The organism is Nocardia sp. 2TAF39 (assembly GCF_052114905.1).
In the GTDB taxonomy this organism is placed as follows: Bacteria; Actinomycetota; Actinomycetes; order Mycobacteriales; family Mycobacteriaceae; genus Nocardia.
This window is the reverse complement of the sequence record NZ_JBFRFQ010000036.1, coordinates 17101-34011: the sequence shown is the minus strand read 5'-3', so window position 1 is coordinate 34011 and position 16911 is coordinate 17101. Positions and strand designations below refer to the sequence as shown.

Genomic DNA, 16911 nt, shown 5'->3' with positions numbered 1-16911 from the left:
TGTGCGGCGAAAGATCAACCGATGCTTGCGGATTCGATCACGACGTCATCGACCGGAACGTCCTGGTGCATGCCTGCCGAGGAGGTGGACACGGCAGCGATCTTGTCGACCACCTCGGTGCCCTCGGCCACCGCGCCGAAGACGGTGTAGCCCCAGCCCGACGGGGTGGGGGCGGAGTGGTTGAGGAACTCATTGTCGGAGACGTTGATGAAGAACTGCGCGGTCGCGGAGTGCGGGTCGTTGGTGCGCGCCATCGCGACGGTGTATTTGCTGTTCTTCAGGCCGTTGTTCGCCTCGTTCTGGATCGGTGCCTTGGTGCCCTTCTGGCGCAGGCCGGGCTCGAAGCCGCCGCCCTGGATCATGAAGCCGGGAATGACGCGGTGGAAGATCGTGCCGTTGTAGTGGCCCGCGTTCACGTATTCCACGAAGTTGCGCACCGTGCCCGGCGCCTTCTGGTCGTCCAGTTCGAGGACGATCGGTCCGTAATTCGTCGAGAGATTCACCTTGGTCATACCCCCACCTTTCCATCGGTGTCGCTATCGGTCAGCAGTACGGGGTCCCTTGCCGCGCCGTGGCGTGCCAGAAGTGGCTTTTTCGGGTCTGTCGGGCGCGCCATTCTGGCAGTCGGCCCCGACTAAGCTGAGACCCCGCAAATTCTCCGGGCCACGCTCTGCCCGCACAGAGACGCGGGCAGATAGCATTGCCAACCGTGCCCGACGCCGCTACCGCTGTACTGACGAAACCGCCCGCCGTCCCGACGGTCACCCCGAACGATTTCCGCACCGCGCGAATAATCGCTTTGGTCGCCGGGGTGCTCGGCGCGCTGTTCGCGCTGGCGACGCCGTTCTTACCGGTCACGCAGACCACCGCGGTGCTGAACTGGCCGCAGAGCGGAACGCTCGGCAACGTGCAGGCGCCGCTGATGTCGCAGGTTCCGATCGAGCTGAACGCGACGATTCCGTGTAGCACGATCGCGCAGTTGCCCGAGCGGGGCGGCATGCTGCTGGCCACCGCACCGCCGCAGGGCGACCGGGCCGCGCTGGAGGCCATGTTCGTCCGGGTCTCGGAGAGTTCGGTGGACGTGATCGACCGCAACGCGGTGGTGGTGTCGGCCGACCGGGAGCGGATGGGTGCGTGCACCTCGTTGACCATCGGCTCGGACAGCGACCGCACGCACGCGGTGTTCGAGGGACTCACCAGGCAGGTCGAGCGACCGGTCGAGGGCGCGGCGCCCGGGATGACCGAGACGGTTACGGTGCCGGTGGAAGGTCAGCTGAGCGGCGATCTGCGTCCACAGGTGGTCGGGGTCTTCTCCGATCTGAAGGGCGCGGCGCCCGAGGGACTGGCGTTCCACATGACGGTGGACACCCGCTTCTCGTCCGGCCCGACCGCGATCAAGTTGATCGCGCTGATCGCGGCGGTGCTGTGCACGCTGGTCGCGTTGGCGGCGCTGGCTCGGCTCGACGGGAGTGACGGGCGCGGGCACCGCCGGTTCCTCCCGGCGAACTGGCTGAAACCGACCTGGACGGACAGCGCGGTGATCGGCACCCTGGTGCTGTGGCATTTCGCGGGCGCGAACACCTCCGACGACGGCTACATCCTCAGCATGGTGCGCGTCGCTCCGCATGCGGGGTACATGGCCAACTACTTCCGCTGGTATGGCGTGCCGGAGGCGCCGTTCGGCTGGTACTACTACGTGATCCAGGTCTTCTCCGAGATCTCCACGGCCAGCCCGTGGGTGCGGTTGCCCGCGCTGGCCTGCGCGATCCTGTGCTGGATGGTGATCAGCCGCGAGGTCGTCCCTCGGCTCGGCCGCGGTGTACGCAGCAGCAAGGTTGCGCTGTGGACCGGTGGTCTGGTCTTCCTGGCGTTTTGGCTGCCGTTCGACAACGGTCTGCGCTCCGAGCCTGTCGTCGCGCTCGGCGCGCTGCTGACCTGGGTGTCGATCGAGCGGGCCATCGCGACCGGCCGCCTCCTGCCTGCCGCCATCGCCGTGCTGGTCGCGGCATTCACCCTCGCGGCGGCGCCGACGGGTCTGATGTGTGTGGCGGCGTTGCTCGCCGGCATCCGTCCGCTGGTGCGCATCGTGGTGCGCAAGCACCGGCGGTTCGCCGCCGACGGGGTGGGGCGGTGGGGCTCGACGCTGCCGCTGCTCGCGCCGATCGCGGCGGCCGGTTTCCTCGTGCTCACGGTGGTCTACAGCGACCAGACCTTCGCCGGTATCCAGGAGGCCAACCGGGTGCGTCAGGTGACCGGGCCGAACCTGGCCTGGTACGAGGACTACCTGCGCTACTACTACTTGTTCGTGGAGACCGTCGACGGTTCGCTGTCGCGCCGTTTCGCCTTCCTGGTGATGCTGCTGTGCCTGTTCACCACCATGCTGGTGCTGCTGCGGCGCAGGCAGGTCCCGGGCATCGCGAGCGGGCCGACCTGGCGGCTGATGGGCGTGGTCTTCGGAACCATTTTCTTCATGATGTTCAACCCGACCAAGTGGACCCACCATTTCGGCGCGTACGCGGGCATCGCGGGGTCGCTGGCGGCGGTCACCGCGGTCGCGGTCTCGGCGAGCGCGCTGCGGGCGCGGAAGAACCGGGCGATCTTCCTCGCCGGACTGATGTTCGTGCTCGCGGTCGCATTCTCCGGCATCAACGGCTACTGGTACGTGTCCAGCTTCGGTGTGCCGTGGTTCGACAAGCGCATCTCGCTGCACGGCTATCAGTCGAACACCGTGATGCTGGTGCTGTTCGGCGTGGCGCTCGCGCTGGTGGGCTGGTACACGCTGCGCGAGGACTACACCAAGCCGCAGCCGTCACCGAAGTCGCCGCGCGGCAAGCGGATTCGCAAGTTCGCCGCGATCCCGCTGACCGTGGTGGCCGCGCTGATGGTCGCGCTGGAGGTGCTCTCGCTGGTCAAGGGTGCGGTCTCGCAGTACCCGGCGTACTCGCTGGCCCGCTCGAACATCGACGCGCTCGGCGGCAATACCTGCGGGCTCGCCAACGACGTCTTGGTGGAACCGAACCCGAACGGCGGAAGGCTGGAGCCGATCATCGATCCGGCGCATCCGCCGACCGATCCGGCTGATCCGCTCGCGGGTGTCGATCCGACCGGTTTCGACCCTAACGGCGTGCCGAACGATCTGTCCGCCGACAGCGTCGAGGTGAAGCCGGGCACTGGCAACACCTCCACCCAGTCGGTCGGCGCCGCGTTCGCCGAGGGGCAGAGTGCCGGTACCGGAGGCGGTCAGGGCGCGCGCGGTGTGAACGGCAGCACCGTCGCCCTGCCCTTCGGCCTCGATCCGGCGTCCACGCCGATCCTCGGCAGCTACCAGAACGGCGTGCAACAGCCCGCGAACGTCACCTCCAGCTGGTATCAGCTGCCGGCCCGTTCGGCGGACAAACCGCTGGTGGTGATCTCTGCCGCGGGTCGTATTCTCTCCTTCGACGACACCGGCGCGATGAAGTACGGTCAGTCGCTCACTGTCGACTACGGCAAGCACCTGCCCGACGGCAGTGTGCAGAAGCTCGGCACCTACCTGCCGCGCGACATCGGCCCGTTCCCGTCCTGGCGTAACCTGCGGGTGCCGCTGGACGAGATCGCGCCCGACGCCGACGCGGTGCGCATCGTCGCCAACGACCCGATCCTGATCGGTGATCAGTGGCTGGCGTTCACTCCGCCGCGCATGCCGGAGCTGCAGTCGCTCAACAGCCTCCTCGGTTCCGACCAGCCGATCCTGCTGGACTGGGCAGTCGGCCTGCAGTTCCCGTGCCAGCGGCCGTTCGACCACAGGAACGGCGTCGCCGAGGTTCCGGGTTACCGCATCTTGCCGGACCGCCCGCTGGCCATCAGCTCGACCAACACTTGGCAGGCCGAGGAGTTCGGCGGCCCGCTCGGATTCGCGCAGATGCTGGCCAAGTCGACCACGGTGCCGACCTACCTGAAGGACAACTGGGCGCGCGACTGGGGTTCGCTGGAGCGCTACGACCAGTACGACCGTAACGCGGTCCCGGCCAGGCTGGACACCGGCACGGTCACCAGGTCCGGCCTTTGGTCCCCGGGCGCGCTGCGAGCGTTCTGACCCATTCCGGGTCACCCCGAACACAGGGCCGCCGCGCAGGCAGCAATCTGCGCGGCGACCATCCGCCACACCACCCACAGCGCAATATACACACCTAAGTGTGTATATTGGTTGTATGACTCGGCTCAATGTGTATGTTCCCGATGAACTGGCTGAGCGCGCCCGTGAACGGGGGCTCAATGTTTCCGCGCTGACACAGGCCGCGATTCTCGCGGAACTGGAAAAGAGCGCGACCTCGGCTTGGTTGGCCGAGCTCGCAGACGACCGCCCTGAGGTCTCACATGCGGCCATCCTCGCTGCCCTCGATTCCGCGCGCGACGAGTTCGGCCGGTGACCGATTCCGAACAGATCGTTCTAGATGCCAGCGCCATGGTCGATGTCCTTATGCAAAACGACCGCACGGCCGCCGTGAGCGCGAGGATCACGACGACCGTCATCCACGTCCCAGCCCACTTCGACGCCGAAGTCCTCTCCGCGCTGGGACGACTGAACCGAGCGGGCGAGCTGACCGACACCGACGTCGAGACCGCACTGAGCCGCCTCGTTCGCGCGCCACTGACCCGCCACCCGCTACTGAACCTGACCAAAGGTGCCTGGGCTCGGCGTGCTGCGATCAGGCTGACCGACGCTCTCTATGTCGAACTGGCCGAACAGCTGGACATACCGCTGATCACCACGGACGGACGGCTGGCCCGAGCGTCCTCACGTGCCGAGGACATCCGCGCTGCGGTGGAACAGCGAGAATGAGTTCGGTGTGCTGACCCTGGACGTGCCGATACCCATCGACGTCGCTTTCGGCGAGCTGACGACCGGGTAGGAAGCCCCACCCCGACACAGAGACGCCGCGCAGGTAACAACCCTGCGCGGCGGCCCTGCCGTTGTTTTGCCGGTGCGATACCGGGCGCTCAGACCTTCAGTCGAAGTCCGAGCTCGCGCCGGAGCACCTCTTGCGAGGGGAGGCGGTTGAGCATGCGCAGCACCGCAGGCCGCAGCTCCCGTTGTTCCTCCTCGTTGAGCAGTCCGACAAGATCGCGCAGATCCATATCATCGAATGCCGTGGTCATGGCGCTCAGAATACGACGCGTTCAGTGATTCGTCCTGCGTCCATCGCCACAGGTGGGAGCACTTTTGCATACCGTACAACCGGTTTGGTGCTAGGCGCCGTCGTAACGCGCCCGCGCCGCGAGGACGTCGTCCCTCCGCTCCTCGGCCCACGCTTCGACGGCGCTCATGACCGGTTGCAACCTATGCCCGAGCGGGGTGAGTTCGTAGTCGACGCGAACCGGACCTGATTCGCCGCTGCACCGGACCGTCGCGCTCGAGTGCGCGCCGCGTCTGCGTCAGCATCTTCGGGCTCACGCCCGCGATGGTCCGGTTGAGTTCGGCGTAGCGCCGCGGACTGTGAGGCCGGCCGATGTGCCTTCGGCAAGGCGCGTCTGCTCGCTCACGATGCGAACGTGGATCCGTTGTGGGGGGCTTCCTCGACCCAGGCGGGCTTCCCAGCGGCTAGCGCCTGTGCCGCGTTGCATGCGTTATGCATATCCGATAGCGTCGGCGCCAGCCTGTGGTGTCCGACATGTGTTGTGACCGTTGCGGTTCGAAGTGGTCAGTGGGGCGCAGCTGCGGGATGGCGTTATGAGCTCTTGCACCATCTGATGAAGGAAAGCTTGATGATTGCCGTCGCGCCCGCGACAGATCGGTTGGCTGCACCTGTCGTTGAGCGGCCGAGGTCTTCGAATGCCGTGTCGTGGCTGGGTGTGGCGGTGGTGCTCGCCGTTGTCTCGTTCGGTGTGTGGTTGCTGTATCTGCAACCGAACTGGGGATACTACTGGCACCAGGTCGATCTGCAAGTTTACATGTGGGGCGGCCGCACGGCCGCCGTACGCCCGGACCTGCTCTATACCGCGGGCGGCCCGTTGAACCTGCCGTTCCTGTATCCCGTCTTCGCGGCGTGGATCTGCGCCGAGTTATCGCGCTTCTCTATCGATGACGTCGGGACCGGTATATCGGTGGCGAGTGTGCTCTCGTTGTTCACGAGCGTGTGGTGCGCTGCGACGCTGCTGCGGTATCGGCGTGGCCTCGGCATGCTTGCGGCCACGCTCGCGATCGGCAGCGTCGGTTTGTGGCTGGAGCCGGTGCAACAGACCTTCCAATACGGGCAGGTCAGCGTCATCCTGATGGCGGCAGTACTGGTGGACCTCGCGCTGCCCGAGCGCCGTTCGTATCGCGGGATACTCATCGGAATCGCCACCGGAATCAAGCTGACTCCTGCGGTCTTCATCGTCTACCTGCTGATCACTCGCCAATTCAAGGCAGCAGGCGTAGCGATCGGTGCCTTCGCCGTCACCGTTGCGATCGGCTTCTGGTATCTGCCGACGCAGGCGGCACAGTTCTGGACTTCGGCTGTCGCCCAACAGAATCGGGTCGGCTTCGCCTATGTGCAAAACCAGTCGATCAATGGCGTACTCGGTCGCCTGCAGTGGACCACCTGGGACAACCACACCCTCTGGCTACTGGCCGCCGGCCTGTTGGGAGTGGGCGGGCTGGCCGCAGCGCGAGTCGCACACCAGCGCGGTGACGACCTGCTCGCCATCCTGCTCGTTGCAGCGGTTTCGCTGCTGTGCTCGCCGATTTCGTGGACCCACTACTGGGTATGGATGATCCCCGCACTCATGTGGGCCTGGCGCGCCATGCGCCACCTACCCCTGGCGATCCGGGCGGGTGTGCCCACATCGTTTTCGTTGTGGGCCTTCGCCTGGCCGATGCAGGTCGACCGTGTGGGCTCGTGGGACACCGACCTGCCGCTTATCCCCCAGGGCGTGATCTGGTTCGTCCCGCAGACCGATTTTCGCGAATCCCATTGGACCCTCATCCAATTCCTAACCGGCAACTCCTACACCCTGCTCGGTCTGGTGGCACTGCTGGCGGCGATCGGATGGTTGTTGTTTCATGCGCGGCCCGCCGTGCCGGACTATGTAACGATGCCGTCTGACTCCGGTGACCCTACTCTCGAGGTAGCCGCATCGGATCCGGCCCTCCTGGCACAGTCAGGGTAGACAGTTGTCGGACGCAGAGAACTCGCCCACGTCGCAATACGAATAGACAACCGGGCCGCAGCAGCGAGGTGATCGCATGTTCGTGCGCCCACCTTGCTGGTCAGCGGATTCGGATCGAGTTGTTCAGTTGCCGGTGGAATCGCCAGGCGTCGCGCACGATGTCGACGATTTCCGGCTTCTCCGGTTTCCATCCGAGTTCGGTCTGCGCCAGCTCCGACGACGCGTAGAGCGTTGCCGGGTCGCCTGGTCGCCGCGGCGCGGTGTCGACATCGAGCGTCATGCCCGTGACTTCACGGATCGCTTCGATCACTTGTCGATTCGAGAACCCGATGCCGTTGCCGAGGTTGTAGATCCTGTGCTCACCGCGGTGGATGACGTCTAGGGCAAGCAGGTGCGCGCGGGCGAGGTCGGTGATGTGGATGTAGTCGCGTACGCATGTCCCGTCGGCTGTCGGGTAGTCGTCCCCGAACAGGCTGAACTTGTCCGCGCGGCCGATCGCGGCGTCCAGCGCCAGGGGGATGAGGTGGGTTTCGGGGTCATGGCGTTCGCCGATCATGGTGCCGTCGCCACAGTCGTGTGCACCAGCGACGTTGAAGTAGCGCAGCGAGATAGCGCCGAAGGTCGAGCTGGCGCGCGTGAATGAGGTAATTGCGCGGTCGATGGTGAGCTTGGTGTCTCCGTATGTGTTGACCGGGTTGGTCGGTGAGGTCTCGACCAGAGGCAGCTCGGTCGGTTCGCCGTAGACGGCGGCGGTGGAGGAGAACACGAGCTTGTCGACCCGGGCGGCGCGCATTGCGTCGAGCAGGGCCAGCGAGGCACGCGTGTTGTTGTCCCAGTGCCATTCGGGGTGATGCATCGACTCGCCCGCGGCGATGAGCCCGGCGAAGTGCAGGACCGCGTCGAACCCGGCCCCGGGGGTCAGTACTTCCGCGATGTCGTGCACGCGCAGTTCGATGAACTTCGCGCCGTCTGGGATCTGCCGATCATTGTTGCGGGAGAGGTCGTCGACCACGACAACCTCATACCCGACGTCGAGCAGCATCCTCGTGACGGTGGCGCCGACGAAGCCTGCACCCCCAGTGACCAGTAGTTTCATCTGACCTGCACTTTCATGGCGAGTAGGTGATCGTGGATCTGCTGCTTGTGCGCACGGAAGTAGTCCTCTGGGCTTGGTTGCGGTGTCGTGCCGGTCCAGCCGGTGATCCGCTCCCAAGCGCGACGCTTCACCGTAGCCAACGCTTCGGGATCCGGTGCACCGATCCATGCGTCCGCCATGGCGCGGGCGAGCGCGTGCACGGCTTGGTGGTGTCGGGCAACGATCCGGCCGCTGCTGGTCGTCGCATAGCGGCTGTAGTTGACCGCGTCCGGGCGTGGCTGCCCGAACTCACCGTCGAATCGCAGGAACGCGTCGTGCAGATAGCTCCAGAACCTCCCTGGGTCCATTGGCAGCTGCGTCGGTTCGATCCTCCAGCCGAGTTCGGCGCGCATCTGCTGGGCCAGATGTGGAGCCATCTGGTCGAAATCATGGTGCGCGTACGCACCCTCGAGCATCGCGGTCGCGCGCAGGACCTTCATGCACAACCGGTTCACTGTGAGATGGAAATACGCCGAGTCCTTCCCCTCACACCATTGGTCGTGGATTTCAAACCAGAAATACGCCTGCGTGTAATAGAGCAAGATCTCGTAGGCGTCCCGCGCGTCCAACCCGACCGGCCTGTGCGCGGGTAGACCGTGCTCGGTGACGGCCAAGCCCACGTTCTTGAAATCGTGTCCCAACGAGGTTTCGATGGTGCGGTAATCGGAGAGCGACAGAGTCATCAGATCGACTGTGGGGAAGTAATTCTCGGCCAACGCCATCAACTCGGGCACTTGCATCGAAGGCTGGTCGCCATAGTGGACGTAGAGGAAATCGACATCGCTGATCAGCAGTCGTTCACCGTTCTGCCAGATGAAGTTGGGTTCGCCGCGGGCGAGCGAGCCACCGACGATCAGCCAATCATCCTGCGGCACACGCTGTCCAAGTAATAGAAGATCATCGGCGATACTGACCGCCGTCCCTTGCAGATCTGGTGCGTCGTTGAGGCGGCGGGTGATTCGCTGAGCCAATACTGTGCTCTCCACCTCATGCCTCCACCACTGATGGAGGGGCGAGCACAGCTGCCTCTGGTTTCTGCTCGGTCTCGGTATCCCGCTCTGGGCCTTGGTTCTGGTCGCCACTCAGAACTTGGGGTATCGACAACAGCACCGGTGATGCGGGCGTCGGTTCCTCCTCGCGTTCTTTCTTCGCCGTGATGTGCGGGCACAGCGTGCCGCAGATCGTGCAGGGCGCTCCCTTCTCGAGACCGTGTTCGATGAACGCGTTACCGGCCAAACCTGGGTAGAGGGCATGTCCGGCCTGGATGTCCCAGTCGTTTGCGCGTCGAGCAACACTGATCGCGCGTTGCTGCGCAACCTCGGCGGGCCAGCCACGTGCCAGGTCCAGCGCGGTGATCGCGACCCGCACGTTTCGGATTGCCTCCGCGGTGTCTGCGGCGCTAGGCATCGCGTAGTGCTCGACCTGGGTGATCGAGGCGAACATGTCACCGCCATGCTGACCAGCCGTGGCGACACCGATCGTGTTGACGATGCTGTCCAGGGTCACCGCATTGTCGACGACCATAGGCCCAGCCAGCCACAGCGGTGCGCCGCCGAGCGCATCTTTGTAGGAGGGGATCAGTTCCGGAATCCGGTGCAGCGGAATGTGTCCGCCGCTCTCGCACAGCACCTGGATACCACCGGCGAGGGCTTGCTTGCGCAGCTCGGCCAACAGCTGGATCTCTCGCCACTTCAGTTCGTCACCCGCGTCCGCGGTCGCACCGGGCCGGAAGATGTCGCCGAGGTCCAGCACGACTTCCCGTCGGCGACAGATTTCGATGATGCCGTCGAAGTGCTCGATCAACGGGTTGTCGCACTGGTGCATCCGCATGTAGCGGGCGAGCAGGCCGCCGCCGCGCGAGGTTGTAGGCATGATCCGGGTGGACTTCTCGCTCATTTCGGCAAGCATCGGGTTGATGCCTGGATGTATAAGGACGAAGTCCACGCCGGTCGCGAGCCCCAGCTCGAACCGTTCCAGGAATTCACTGCGGCCCAATTGCTTACGCGGGTTCGCGAACAGGTCGTAGGTCAGGCACGCCCCCAGCGGCACGCCCATGACCTCCTTCAGATCGGCTCGCAGCGCGACACCTTGGGGGTTGGTGGTCAAGTCCATGACCGCGTCGGGTCCAGCAGCGAGGATCACCGCCATGCTGTCGACGATGGCCTGCCGGTTGTTGTCGCGCGGACCTAACCCGATCAAGCCGGCGATCTTGCGACGGGTTCCAGCACCGACGAACAGCGGGTGGTAGTCAGCCATGTGTCGGCTGGCTTCGGAACGCAGGAACACCAGAGTGCCCTGCTCGACCATGCGGGCGGCGTCAGCAGGGTCGATTCCCTCCTCTCCACATGCGGCGATGAACTGTGAATCTGTTGCCAGATTGAGCATTCGGGCACCTTCTTTCAATTGGGGTTACTTCGATGCGATTGGTATGAGCGGCCACGGGACCGGTGGCTGGCCGTAGACGACTTCGGAGACCAGGTCCGCCCAGCCGACAACGAGGTTGCTCGTGCCGAGCCAGGCGGCATGCACGGTCTCGTCGGAACCGTGTTCTGCAGTGGCCAGAACGAACTCGGCGTCGACGTAGGCGGCCGCGAGGTCATCGACAGCCACGCCGATGCGGTCGGCGTCGTCCCCGGTCGGATGTATGTGCGTGGCGACCCAGGTATTGATCAGGGCGACAAGTTCGCCTCGGCGGCGGTCGATGTCGGTGGCTCGTGCGGGTATGATGTGTCGAACGCGATGCAGGTGGGCAAGGTTCTGCGCCCATCTGGCGACGAGGGGATCTCCCGGCGTATGGCCGACCTCTCCGCGGAATGCTGCCACGAGGTCGTGCCAGTCAGGCAGCGTCGCTTGGGAGCGCGGTTTATCGGTCACACGCACGCGTCGCTGGAATCTCCAGACAGCCATGTCGGTTCAGCCGACGACGGTCGAGACGGCCTGGAGCGCTGCGAGATACTGCGCGTAGCCGCCGCCATGTCCGGCGTGCAAGCTCAGGACGAACGATGCCCGCTCGCGATCCATTATCGCGGGCTGCAGGTGGCAATCCCTGTGCTGCGCTTCCCACAGGTCCCTCATGTTCGATGACATGTGCATGTCTGTGTCTCCCCCTGGCGGCAGATTTGGAGCACCCAGTGCCGGGTTCACCTGCGGGCGTATCCGAGATGAGGAATCGAGCTCCTGCCTGGCACCGGGTGCACACAAACCTTCCCGCCTGTTTGCGCACGTCGGAAGGCCGATGCGGTCTACGCTGGTCTATTTCGCGGTCTACTCCGGTCTACTTGCGGTGTACACGGAGCCAGCAGGGGGCAAAAGTTGGGTATGCAGGTCATATGGACCGGTTCCACAGCCACTGCGCTACGGGATGCGCTAGGGCTCACTCAGTCTCGGTTCGCAGTACGCGCAGGTATTTCACCGGCCGCAGTGAAGAAGTGGCGACGCTTCGGCGACGCCATCACGCTCAGCGAGAAGTGCGCCGGGGTGATGGACACGATGCTCGCCCGTGCGACACCCGAGCAAGGCGCCCGGTTCGCCGCCGCGGTCTCTGGCAAACCCAGCGATGGTCTACCGGCGGACATTGCGGATACTGTGGGCATCCACTGGGTTCCGGGAATGTGGACGGCTGACGCAACCGTCGTCGCATACGACCTGACCAGAGAGGATCTGATGTTGGACCGCCGCCAGATCGGCCGAGCACTAGTCAGCGTGGTGGTCGGTGCGCCGCTGCTCGAACCGCTAGAACGCTGGCTGCGAAACGGGAACACGCTTACCACACCTGGCCGTGGCCGGCCAGGTGTGGGGTTGCAGGAGGTCGAGCAGCTGGCCAACGCTGCCAAGGTGTTCCGGGCCTGGGACGACCAATACGGCGGTGGTCTGCGCCGGAAGGCAGTGATCGGCCAACTCGCGGAGGTGAACGAGCTGCTGAGCGAGTCACACCCGCCGGAGATCCGGCGGCGCTTGGCCGCGACGATGGCGCAGCTGGCCGAGACCGCAGCGATGATGTCGTGGGATTCCGGGCAACAGACCCTCGCCCAGCGCTATTACGCGCTCGCTGTGCGGGCCGCGCGCGAAGCCGACGATCCAGCGTTCTGCGCGATCGCGCTGGCCGGGATGGCGCGCCAGCTGCTGTCACTCGGCCGATCGGCGGACGCGCTCGAACTTGTCCGGCTCGCCCAGGATTATTCCGTTGGCCACGTCACCTCGACCGTCCAGGCCATGTTGTACACGCGCGAAGCGTGGGCCTACGGGCAGCTCGGGCGACCAACAGCGTTTCGGCGGACCTGCGACAAAGCGCACGAAGTGTTCGAAAACTCCGACCCCGGGGCCGACCCGTACTGGATCCAATACTTCGACGCGGCGGAGTTGTCGGGGACGATTGGCGGCCGGTTGCTCGACATCGCGCGCCACGATCCGTCGTTCGCGGGCGAGGCCTCTGTATATATCGACCGCGCGATCCAGTTGCGGCGCCCAGATCGGCGACGCTCCGCGGCTCTGGATCAGCTCGGCATGGTGGAGGCACGCCTAATCGAGGGTGAGCTAGAGGAAGCATGCCGGGTCGGGCACGCTGGTCTGGAGGTTGTCGAACAGACCGCTTCCGATCGCGTAGCCAAGAAGCTGGCGAGGGTGTACAACCGCACCGGACAATTTGTGAACGTCGGTGCGGTGGCCGAGCTGCGCGAGCGCATGCGGCCCCGCGTCGTCGCAACCGCATAGGAGCTACCTGCATGGTGCGCATCGGGGTTACCGGGCACATGAACATCACCGAGGCCACAGTGCCACTGGTGTACGAGGCGGTTACCGGCATCCTCTCGACCTACGGCGGGTCCGACCTGGTGGGCGTGAGTTGCATTGCCCGCGGCGCCGACTCGGTGTTCGCGCAGGCTGTGCTCGATGTCGGCGGACGACTCGAGGTTGTCCTGCCGTCGCGAAACTATCGTGAGCGCAAGGTGAAGCCCGACCACGCCGAACTCTTCGACAAGCTGCGGGCGCGAGCTGCTGTCGTGCGGGTGATGGACTTCGGCGACGCGGGTCGGGAAGCGTATGAGGCGGCGAACGAAGCCATGCTGTCCTCATGTGATCGCCTGGTCGCGGTGTGGGACGGCGCCGCGGGCGAAAAGGGCGGCACCGGTATGGTTGTCGAGCTCGCGCGTACGCGGGGTGTACCCGTTGACGTTGTTTGGCCCGAGGGCGCTGCGCGCGGCTGACGGGCGGGCGTCGAGTGCATTGTCGACGGCCGACGAGGCGGGGCGCACCTCGTGTGCGCCCCGCCTCGGTCGTCAGCGGACCCGGATCGGATCGTCGGTGGCCAGCCCGTTGCGGGTCTCGACGGTGACGTTGACGGTGGCGGGTCTGGCGTTCGGATCGTAGGGCGTGAACTTTTCCAGCGAGCCCCAGTCCCGCGCCCAGTCGTGGTCGAGGTAGCTGGGTACGGTCTGCGACTTCAGCAGCAGGCCGGTCCAGCCGAGCGGTCCGCCGCCGATGTCGTCCTGCCAGGCGTTCGAGGCGTCGGAGCCGACCCGGTCGGGCAGAATGCGCCAGCTGGGGATCTCGGCGACGCCATCTCTGTGGTCGAACGGCCGCTGGCAGGGGAAAGCCAGGCCGACGTGCCAGTCCAGCAGCACCGGCTCCTGCGAGCCGACCATGGAATTCAGCGTGGTCAGCTTGGGCAGCCTGGGCGGTGTGACGGCCAGCCACTGCTTCTGGGTGATGTCGTTGTCGACCGCGACCAGCCGCACCGCGTTCACCTCGGCGGGCAGCCGGTCCAGTGGCACCCGCAGGTTGCGCCAGGAGGGTGCGGGACCGATGTCCAGCGGGTCGATCGATCCGAGTGTGCGGACATTGCCGTCCGAGCCACGTACGCCGTATTCGAGATGCAGTTCCTGGCCGTAGGTGAGAACGCCGTCGGCGTCGACCGACCGGATGCGGCCTGCCGCGGTGATCGACAGCACCTGGTAGGCGGGGTCGTTTCGCATGCTGTCGGTCAGGTCGAGCCGGTACCACTGCGTGGTCAACCCGGCCTGCTGCTGCTCGCCCTCCTGATAGCTGCCGAGCACCGGGGTCTTGGCCGGGTCGAGCCCGAACGGCAGCGCCACGGTGCTGCCGTTTATGCCCGCCTGTGTGGTGGTGCCGCCACCGGTCCCCGCGCCGGTGGTCTTGGTGGTCTTGTTCTCCGAATCCTTGTCCACCGAGTTCGCGCCGCCGCTGACCGTCTCCTCGGCGTCGGCGGTGAGGTCGCTCGCGACCCCATTCGGCGTGAACCCTTTGTTCTCGGCGGCCAATCCGTCCGCTGCGGAGCCGGTATAAGGCTGCAGCAGCGACTCCGCGGTGTCGGTCTCCACCAGCACCTCGTTCGCCATCGCGCACGAATCACCGTGCAGCGATTGCAGATTCGACTTGCTGATCGAGTATGCGGGATACTGTGTGGCCGCGGCCTTGGTCAACGAGGCGACTTCGAACAGCACGAGCAGGGCGGCGGCGATGGTCAGCGGCGCCGAAGCCCACCGATCGAAACGCCGTGGCGCCGAGACGCTCTCGCGCCGGTACGGCTCGCGGTAGTGCTGCCAGACGGCCACCAGCAACGCAACGCCGCTGAGCCCGAGGAACAGCGTGGACAGCCCCTTGCCCGCGATGAGCGGAGCCTTGTCCCACCACGGCACGCCGTAGCTGGACACGTACCACCAGCCGTTCGAGCCGGTGAAGGTCACCGCGAGCAGGAAGAGCACCGCGGCCGCGAACAGCGAGCGGTTGCGCGGTGAGCGGATGCCGGTGCTGCCCACCGCGACCGCCGCGAGCGCGGCGAGCGACCCGGCAAGCCCGGCATAGACGCCGAAGTGGTGGGTCCATTTGGTGGGCGTGAACATCATCAGGAACAGCGACGCGAACACGATGCCGAGAATGCGCACGGACGGTCCGCGCGAGGTTCCCGGAATACGTCCCTTGCGCAGCACCTGCAGCACGCAGACCAGCAGGCACAGCAGCATGACCAGCACACCGAACCGCCGCGCCAGCGAGCCGTCCGGCGAGAGCATCAGTAGCGAGTCCCAGCGGGTGCGCTCGTCGAACCACGCCACGTTCGGGCCCACGATCGTGCGCACCCTGGTCGCCTCCAGCACCGTCGACAACGTCTGGTCGGCGAAGATCACTACGAGAACCAGCGTTCCCGCGGCCAGTCCCGGCGCGAGCAACGCCGCGAACCGGAAGACGGTGGTCGCGAAGGACGGTTGCCGCGCGCCCGCTGCCGCGTTCACCGCGGCCTCGGCGTCGGCGGAACCGGCGGCAGCCGCGTCGGCATCCGGGCCGGTCCGCGCCGGAACGGCGCCGCGCGCCCGCTTGATGATGATCAGCAGCACCGGCCGCGAGCCCGCGATCAGCGCCGCGATGCAGATGAGGCCGGTGGGTCCCGCCGCGAGCGAGAAGGCGGCGATCAGCACGGCGACGGCGGCGGGCAGCAGTCGTCCGGTGGCGATGGCGCGTTCGATCGAGCACCACGTGAGCAGTGCGCCAGCCGCGATCAGCGGCTCCGGGCGCAGGCCGTTGTCGTAGGGCAGCCAGAACGCCAGGAACACCAGCCCGGCTGTCCACAGCGCCACCTTGTTCCGGCGGACGCGGGCGCCGAGCCGCGGCAGCACTTCCCTGCTGATCACCAGCCAGCAGACGATGCCGGCGGCCAGCGTCGGAAGCCGCATCCACGGGCTGGCGTCGGAGGCCCTGGTCAGCCAGGCCAGCACCTCGTAGGACCAGCCGAACGGCGCTTCGGGCACCGCGAACCAGCGGTAGTAGTTCGCCATGTAACCCGCGTGCCCGGAGGCGCGCGCCATGTTCAGGATGTAGCCGTCGTCGGAGGTGTTGGCCCCGATGAAGTGCCACAGCGCCAGCGTGCCGAGCACGACGGCGTCCGCGATCGTGACCCGCCACCAGTGCGCCGGCAGGAACCGCCGCGGCCTGCGACCGTCGCTGGTGTCGAGCAGGTGCAGTGCGACCAGTGCGATCAGCGTGAACACCGCGGCCGCGATCATCGCGGACAGTTTCAGCGCCGTCGGCGTCGATGAGAAGCGCGAGTCGATGTCCGCGTGCAGTTGTGCGCCGCCGAGCCGACCGGCATCCAGGTCGGTGAATACGCCGACGACCTGGGGCCGGATGTCGCGCCCGACCGTGGACCGGAACGGCGTGCCGTCCTTTCGGGACACCCCGGTGAATTCCGCGGTCGTCGCGGCTGCGCTCGACTCGACGGTGAGTGTCGCGCACGAGCCGACCTCGGCCAGCGGCGCCGACAGCAGCGGGACGTCTCGGAGCACCACCGACAGGACGCCGTCGGCGACCGAGACCACCAGGCCCTTGGTCGCTGCCTGGCCGGACGCCACCGGAACCGTGGAGAGCAGCGTGCCCGATGCCCCGGCCTCCCGGACCGATGCGCAGGGCAGTGTCGCGCTCAACCGCAGTGGCTCGTAGGACACCAGCGGCGCTGCGACGCTCGCCGTGCCCGGCTGGGGCCAGTCCAATGTTGCCTGGTCCTGCTGCACCGGCAACAGCGGTGTCAGCAGCGCCAGCACGAATCCGAGAAGCCCGGAGACGAGGGCGATCAGGCGGTTACGGGTGAACGCTCGAGGAGATCGGTCCGGTCGCACGGTGGTTGATGCTATATACCGCGT

General features: G+C 66.2%; 14 protein-coding genes and 1 pseudogene. 6 read left to right on the top strand and 9 right to left on the bottom strand.

What is annotated here, in order from left to right; all coding sequences use genetic code 11:
• Positions 1 to 14: 14 nt before the first annotated feature.
• Positions 15 to 512 (bottom strand): peptidylprolyl isomerase, encoded by a 498-nt coding sequence (locus tag AB4Z47_RS21230; RefSeq protein ID WP_441953047.1) that lies wholly within the window; start codon positions 510 to 512, stop codon positions 15 to 17.
• 197 nt (positions 513 to 709) lie between these two features.
• Between AB4Z47_RS21230 and AB4Z47_RS21225 the strand changes: the two genes are divergently transcribed.
• The 3 genes from AB4Z47_RS21225 (at position 710) to AB4Z47_RS21215 (ending at position 4822) form a co-directional block, all read left to right on the top strand.
• Positions 710 to 4075 carry an arabinosyltransferase domain-containing protein gene (locus AB4Z47_RS21225; protein ID WP_441953046.1) on the top strand — a complete coding sequence of 1122 codons (3366 nt, stop codon included), beginning with the start codon at positions 710 to 712 and terminating at the stop codon, positions 4073 to 4075.
• A gap of 115 nt (positions 4076 to 4190) precedes the next feature.
• Positions 4191 to 4409, top strand: a complete 219-nt coding sequence (locus tag AB4Z47_RS21220; RefSeq protein WP_441953045.1) for a type II toxin-antitoxin system CcdA family antitoxin — start codon at positions 4191 to 4193, stop codon at positions 4407 to 4409.
• Complete coding sequence (locus AB4Z47_RS21215; protein WP_441953044.1) at positions 4406 to 4822, top strand: type II toxin-antitoxin system VapC family toxin; 417 nt, start codon at positions 4406 to 4408, stop codon at positions 4820 to 4822. The genes AB4Z47_RS21220 and AB4Z47_RS21215 overlap by 4 nt, the downstream gene beginning before the upstream one ends.
• A 158-nt stretch (positions 4823 to 4980) precedes the next feature.
• Here the strand turns inward: AB4Z47_RS21215 and AB4Z47_RS21210 are convergent, their stop codons facing one another.
• Positions 4981 to 5139 (bottom strand): hypothetical protein, encoded by a 159-nt coding sequence (locus tag AB4Z47_RS21210; protein WP_327111462.1) that lies wholly within the window; start codon positions 5137 to 5139, stop codon positions 4981 to 4983.
• Between the two features lie 90 nt (positions 5140 to 5229).
• A pseudogene (locus AB4Z47_RS21205) lies at positions 5230 to 5491 on the bottom strand (winged helix-turn-helix transcriptional regulator).
• A 254-nt stretch (positions 5492 to 5745) separates the two neighbouring features.
• Between AB4Z47_RS21205 and AB4Z47_RS21200 the strand changes: the two are divergent.
• A complete protein-coding gene (locus tag AB4Z47_RS21200; RefSeq protein WP_441953043.1) occupies positions 5746 to 7131 on the top strand; it encodes a glycosyltransferase 87 family protein in 1386 nt (461 codons plus the stop codon).
• A 100-nt stretch (positions 7132 to 7231) separates the two neighbouring features.
• On the opposite strand, the gene galE is transcribed toward AB4Z47_RS21200, so the two are convergent.
• Genes galE through AB4Z47_RS21175 form a run of 5 tightly spaced genes read right to left on the bottom strand, consistent with a single transcriptional unit; the run spans position 7232 to position 11353 of the window.
• Complete coding sequence (galE, locus tag AB4Z47_RS21195; protein ID WP_441953042.1) at positions 7232 to 8227, bottom strand: UDP-glucose 4-epimerase GalE; 996 nt, start codon at positions 8225 to 8227, stop codon at positions 7232 to 7234.
• On the bottom strand, positions 8224 to 9252 hold the full coding sequence (locus AB4Z47_RS21190) for a hypothetical protein (protein WP_441953041.1): 1029 nt from the start codon (positions 9250 to 9252) through the stop codon (positions 8224 to 8226). The genes galE and AB4Z47_RS21190 overlap by 4 nt, the downstream gene beginning before the upstream one ends.
• Before the next feature lies 1 nt (position 9253).
• Positions 9254 to 10651 (bottom strand): phosphomethylpyrimidine synthase ThiC, encoded by a 1398-nt coding sequence (locus AB4Z47_RS21185; protein ID WP_441953040.1) that lies wholly within the window; start codon positions 10649 to 10651, stop codon positions 9254 to 9256.
• 24 nt (positions 10652 to 10675) lie between these two features.
• Positions 10676 to 11140, bottom strand: coding sequence for a DUF4254 domain-containing protein (locus tag AB4Z47_RS21180; RefSeq protein ID WP_441953039.1), 465 nt, complete (start codon positions 11138 to 11140; stop codon positions 10676 to 10678).
• Between the two features lie 39 nt (positions 11141 to 11179).
• Positions 11180 to 11353, bottom strand: coding sequence for a hypothetical protein (locus AB4Z47_RS21175; RefSeq protein ID WP_441953038.1), 174 nt, complete (start codon positions 11351 to 11353; stop codon positions 11180 to 11182).
• Positions 11354 to 11686: 333 nt separating this feature from the next.
• Between AB4Z47_RS21175 and AB4Z47_RS21170 the strand changes: the two genes are divergently transcribed.
• Both AB4Z47_RS21170 and AB4Z47_RS21165 read left to right on the top strand, forming a co-directional pair.
• Positions 11687 to 12976: a hypothetical protein gene (locus tag AB4Z47_RS21170; RefSeq protein ID WP_441953037.1), complete on the top strand. Its 1290-nt coding sequence runs from the start codon at positions 11687 to 11689 to the stop codon at positions 12974 to 12976.
• An 11-nt stretch (positions 12977 to 12987) separates the two neighbouring features.
• Positions 12988 to 13467, top strand: coding sequence for a hypothetical protein (locus AB4Z47_RS21165; RefSeq protein ID WP_441953036.1), 480 nt, complete (start codon positions 12988 to 12990; stop codon positions 13465 to 13467).
• 72 nt (positions 13468 to 13539) lie between these two features.
• Here the strand turns inward: AB4Z47_RS21165 and AB4Z47_RS21160 are convergent, their stop codons facing one another.
• On the bottom strand, positions 13540 to 16887 hold the full coding sequence (locus AB4Z47_RS21160; protein WP_441953035.1) for an arabinosyltransferase domain-containing protein: 3348 nt from the start codon (positions 16885 to 16887) through the stop codon (positions 13540 to 13542).
• Between the last annotated feature and the right edge of the window lie 24 nt (positions 16888 to 16911).

Coding starts and splice junctions, on each gene's coding strand:
- AB4Z47_RS21230 (WP_441953047.1), bottom strand. CDS start 512: ATGACCAAGGTGAATCTCTCGACGAATTACGGACCGATCGTCCTCGAA.
- AB4Z47_RS21220 (WP_441953045.1), top strand. CDS start 4,191: ATGACTCGGCTCAATGTGTATGTTCCCGATGAACTGGCTGAGCGCGCC.
- AB4Z47_RS21210 (WP_327111462.1), bottom strand. CDS start 5,139: ATGACCACGGCATTCGATGATATGGATCTGCGCGATCTTGTCGGACTG.
- AB4Z47_RS21200 (WP_441953043.1), top strand. CDS start 5,746: ATGATTGCCGTCGCGCCCGCGACAGATCGGTTGGCTGCACCTGTCGTT.
- galE (WP_441953042.1), bottom strand. CDS start 8,227: ATGAAACTACTGGTCACTGGGGGTGCAGGCTTCGTCGGCGCCACCGTC.
- AB4Z47_RS21185 (WP_441953040.1), bottom strand. CDS start 10,651: ATGCTCAATCTGGCAACAGATTCACAGTTCATCGCCGCATGTGGAGAG.
- AB4Z47_RS21175 (WP_441953038.1), bottom strand. CDS start 11,353: ATGTCATCGAACATGAGGGACCTGTGGGAAGCGCAGCACAGGGATTGC.
- AB4Z47_RS21165 (WP_441953036.1), top strand. CDS start 12,988: ATGGTGCGCATCGGGGTTACCGGGCACATGAACATCACCGAGGCCACA.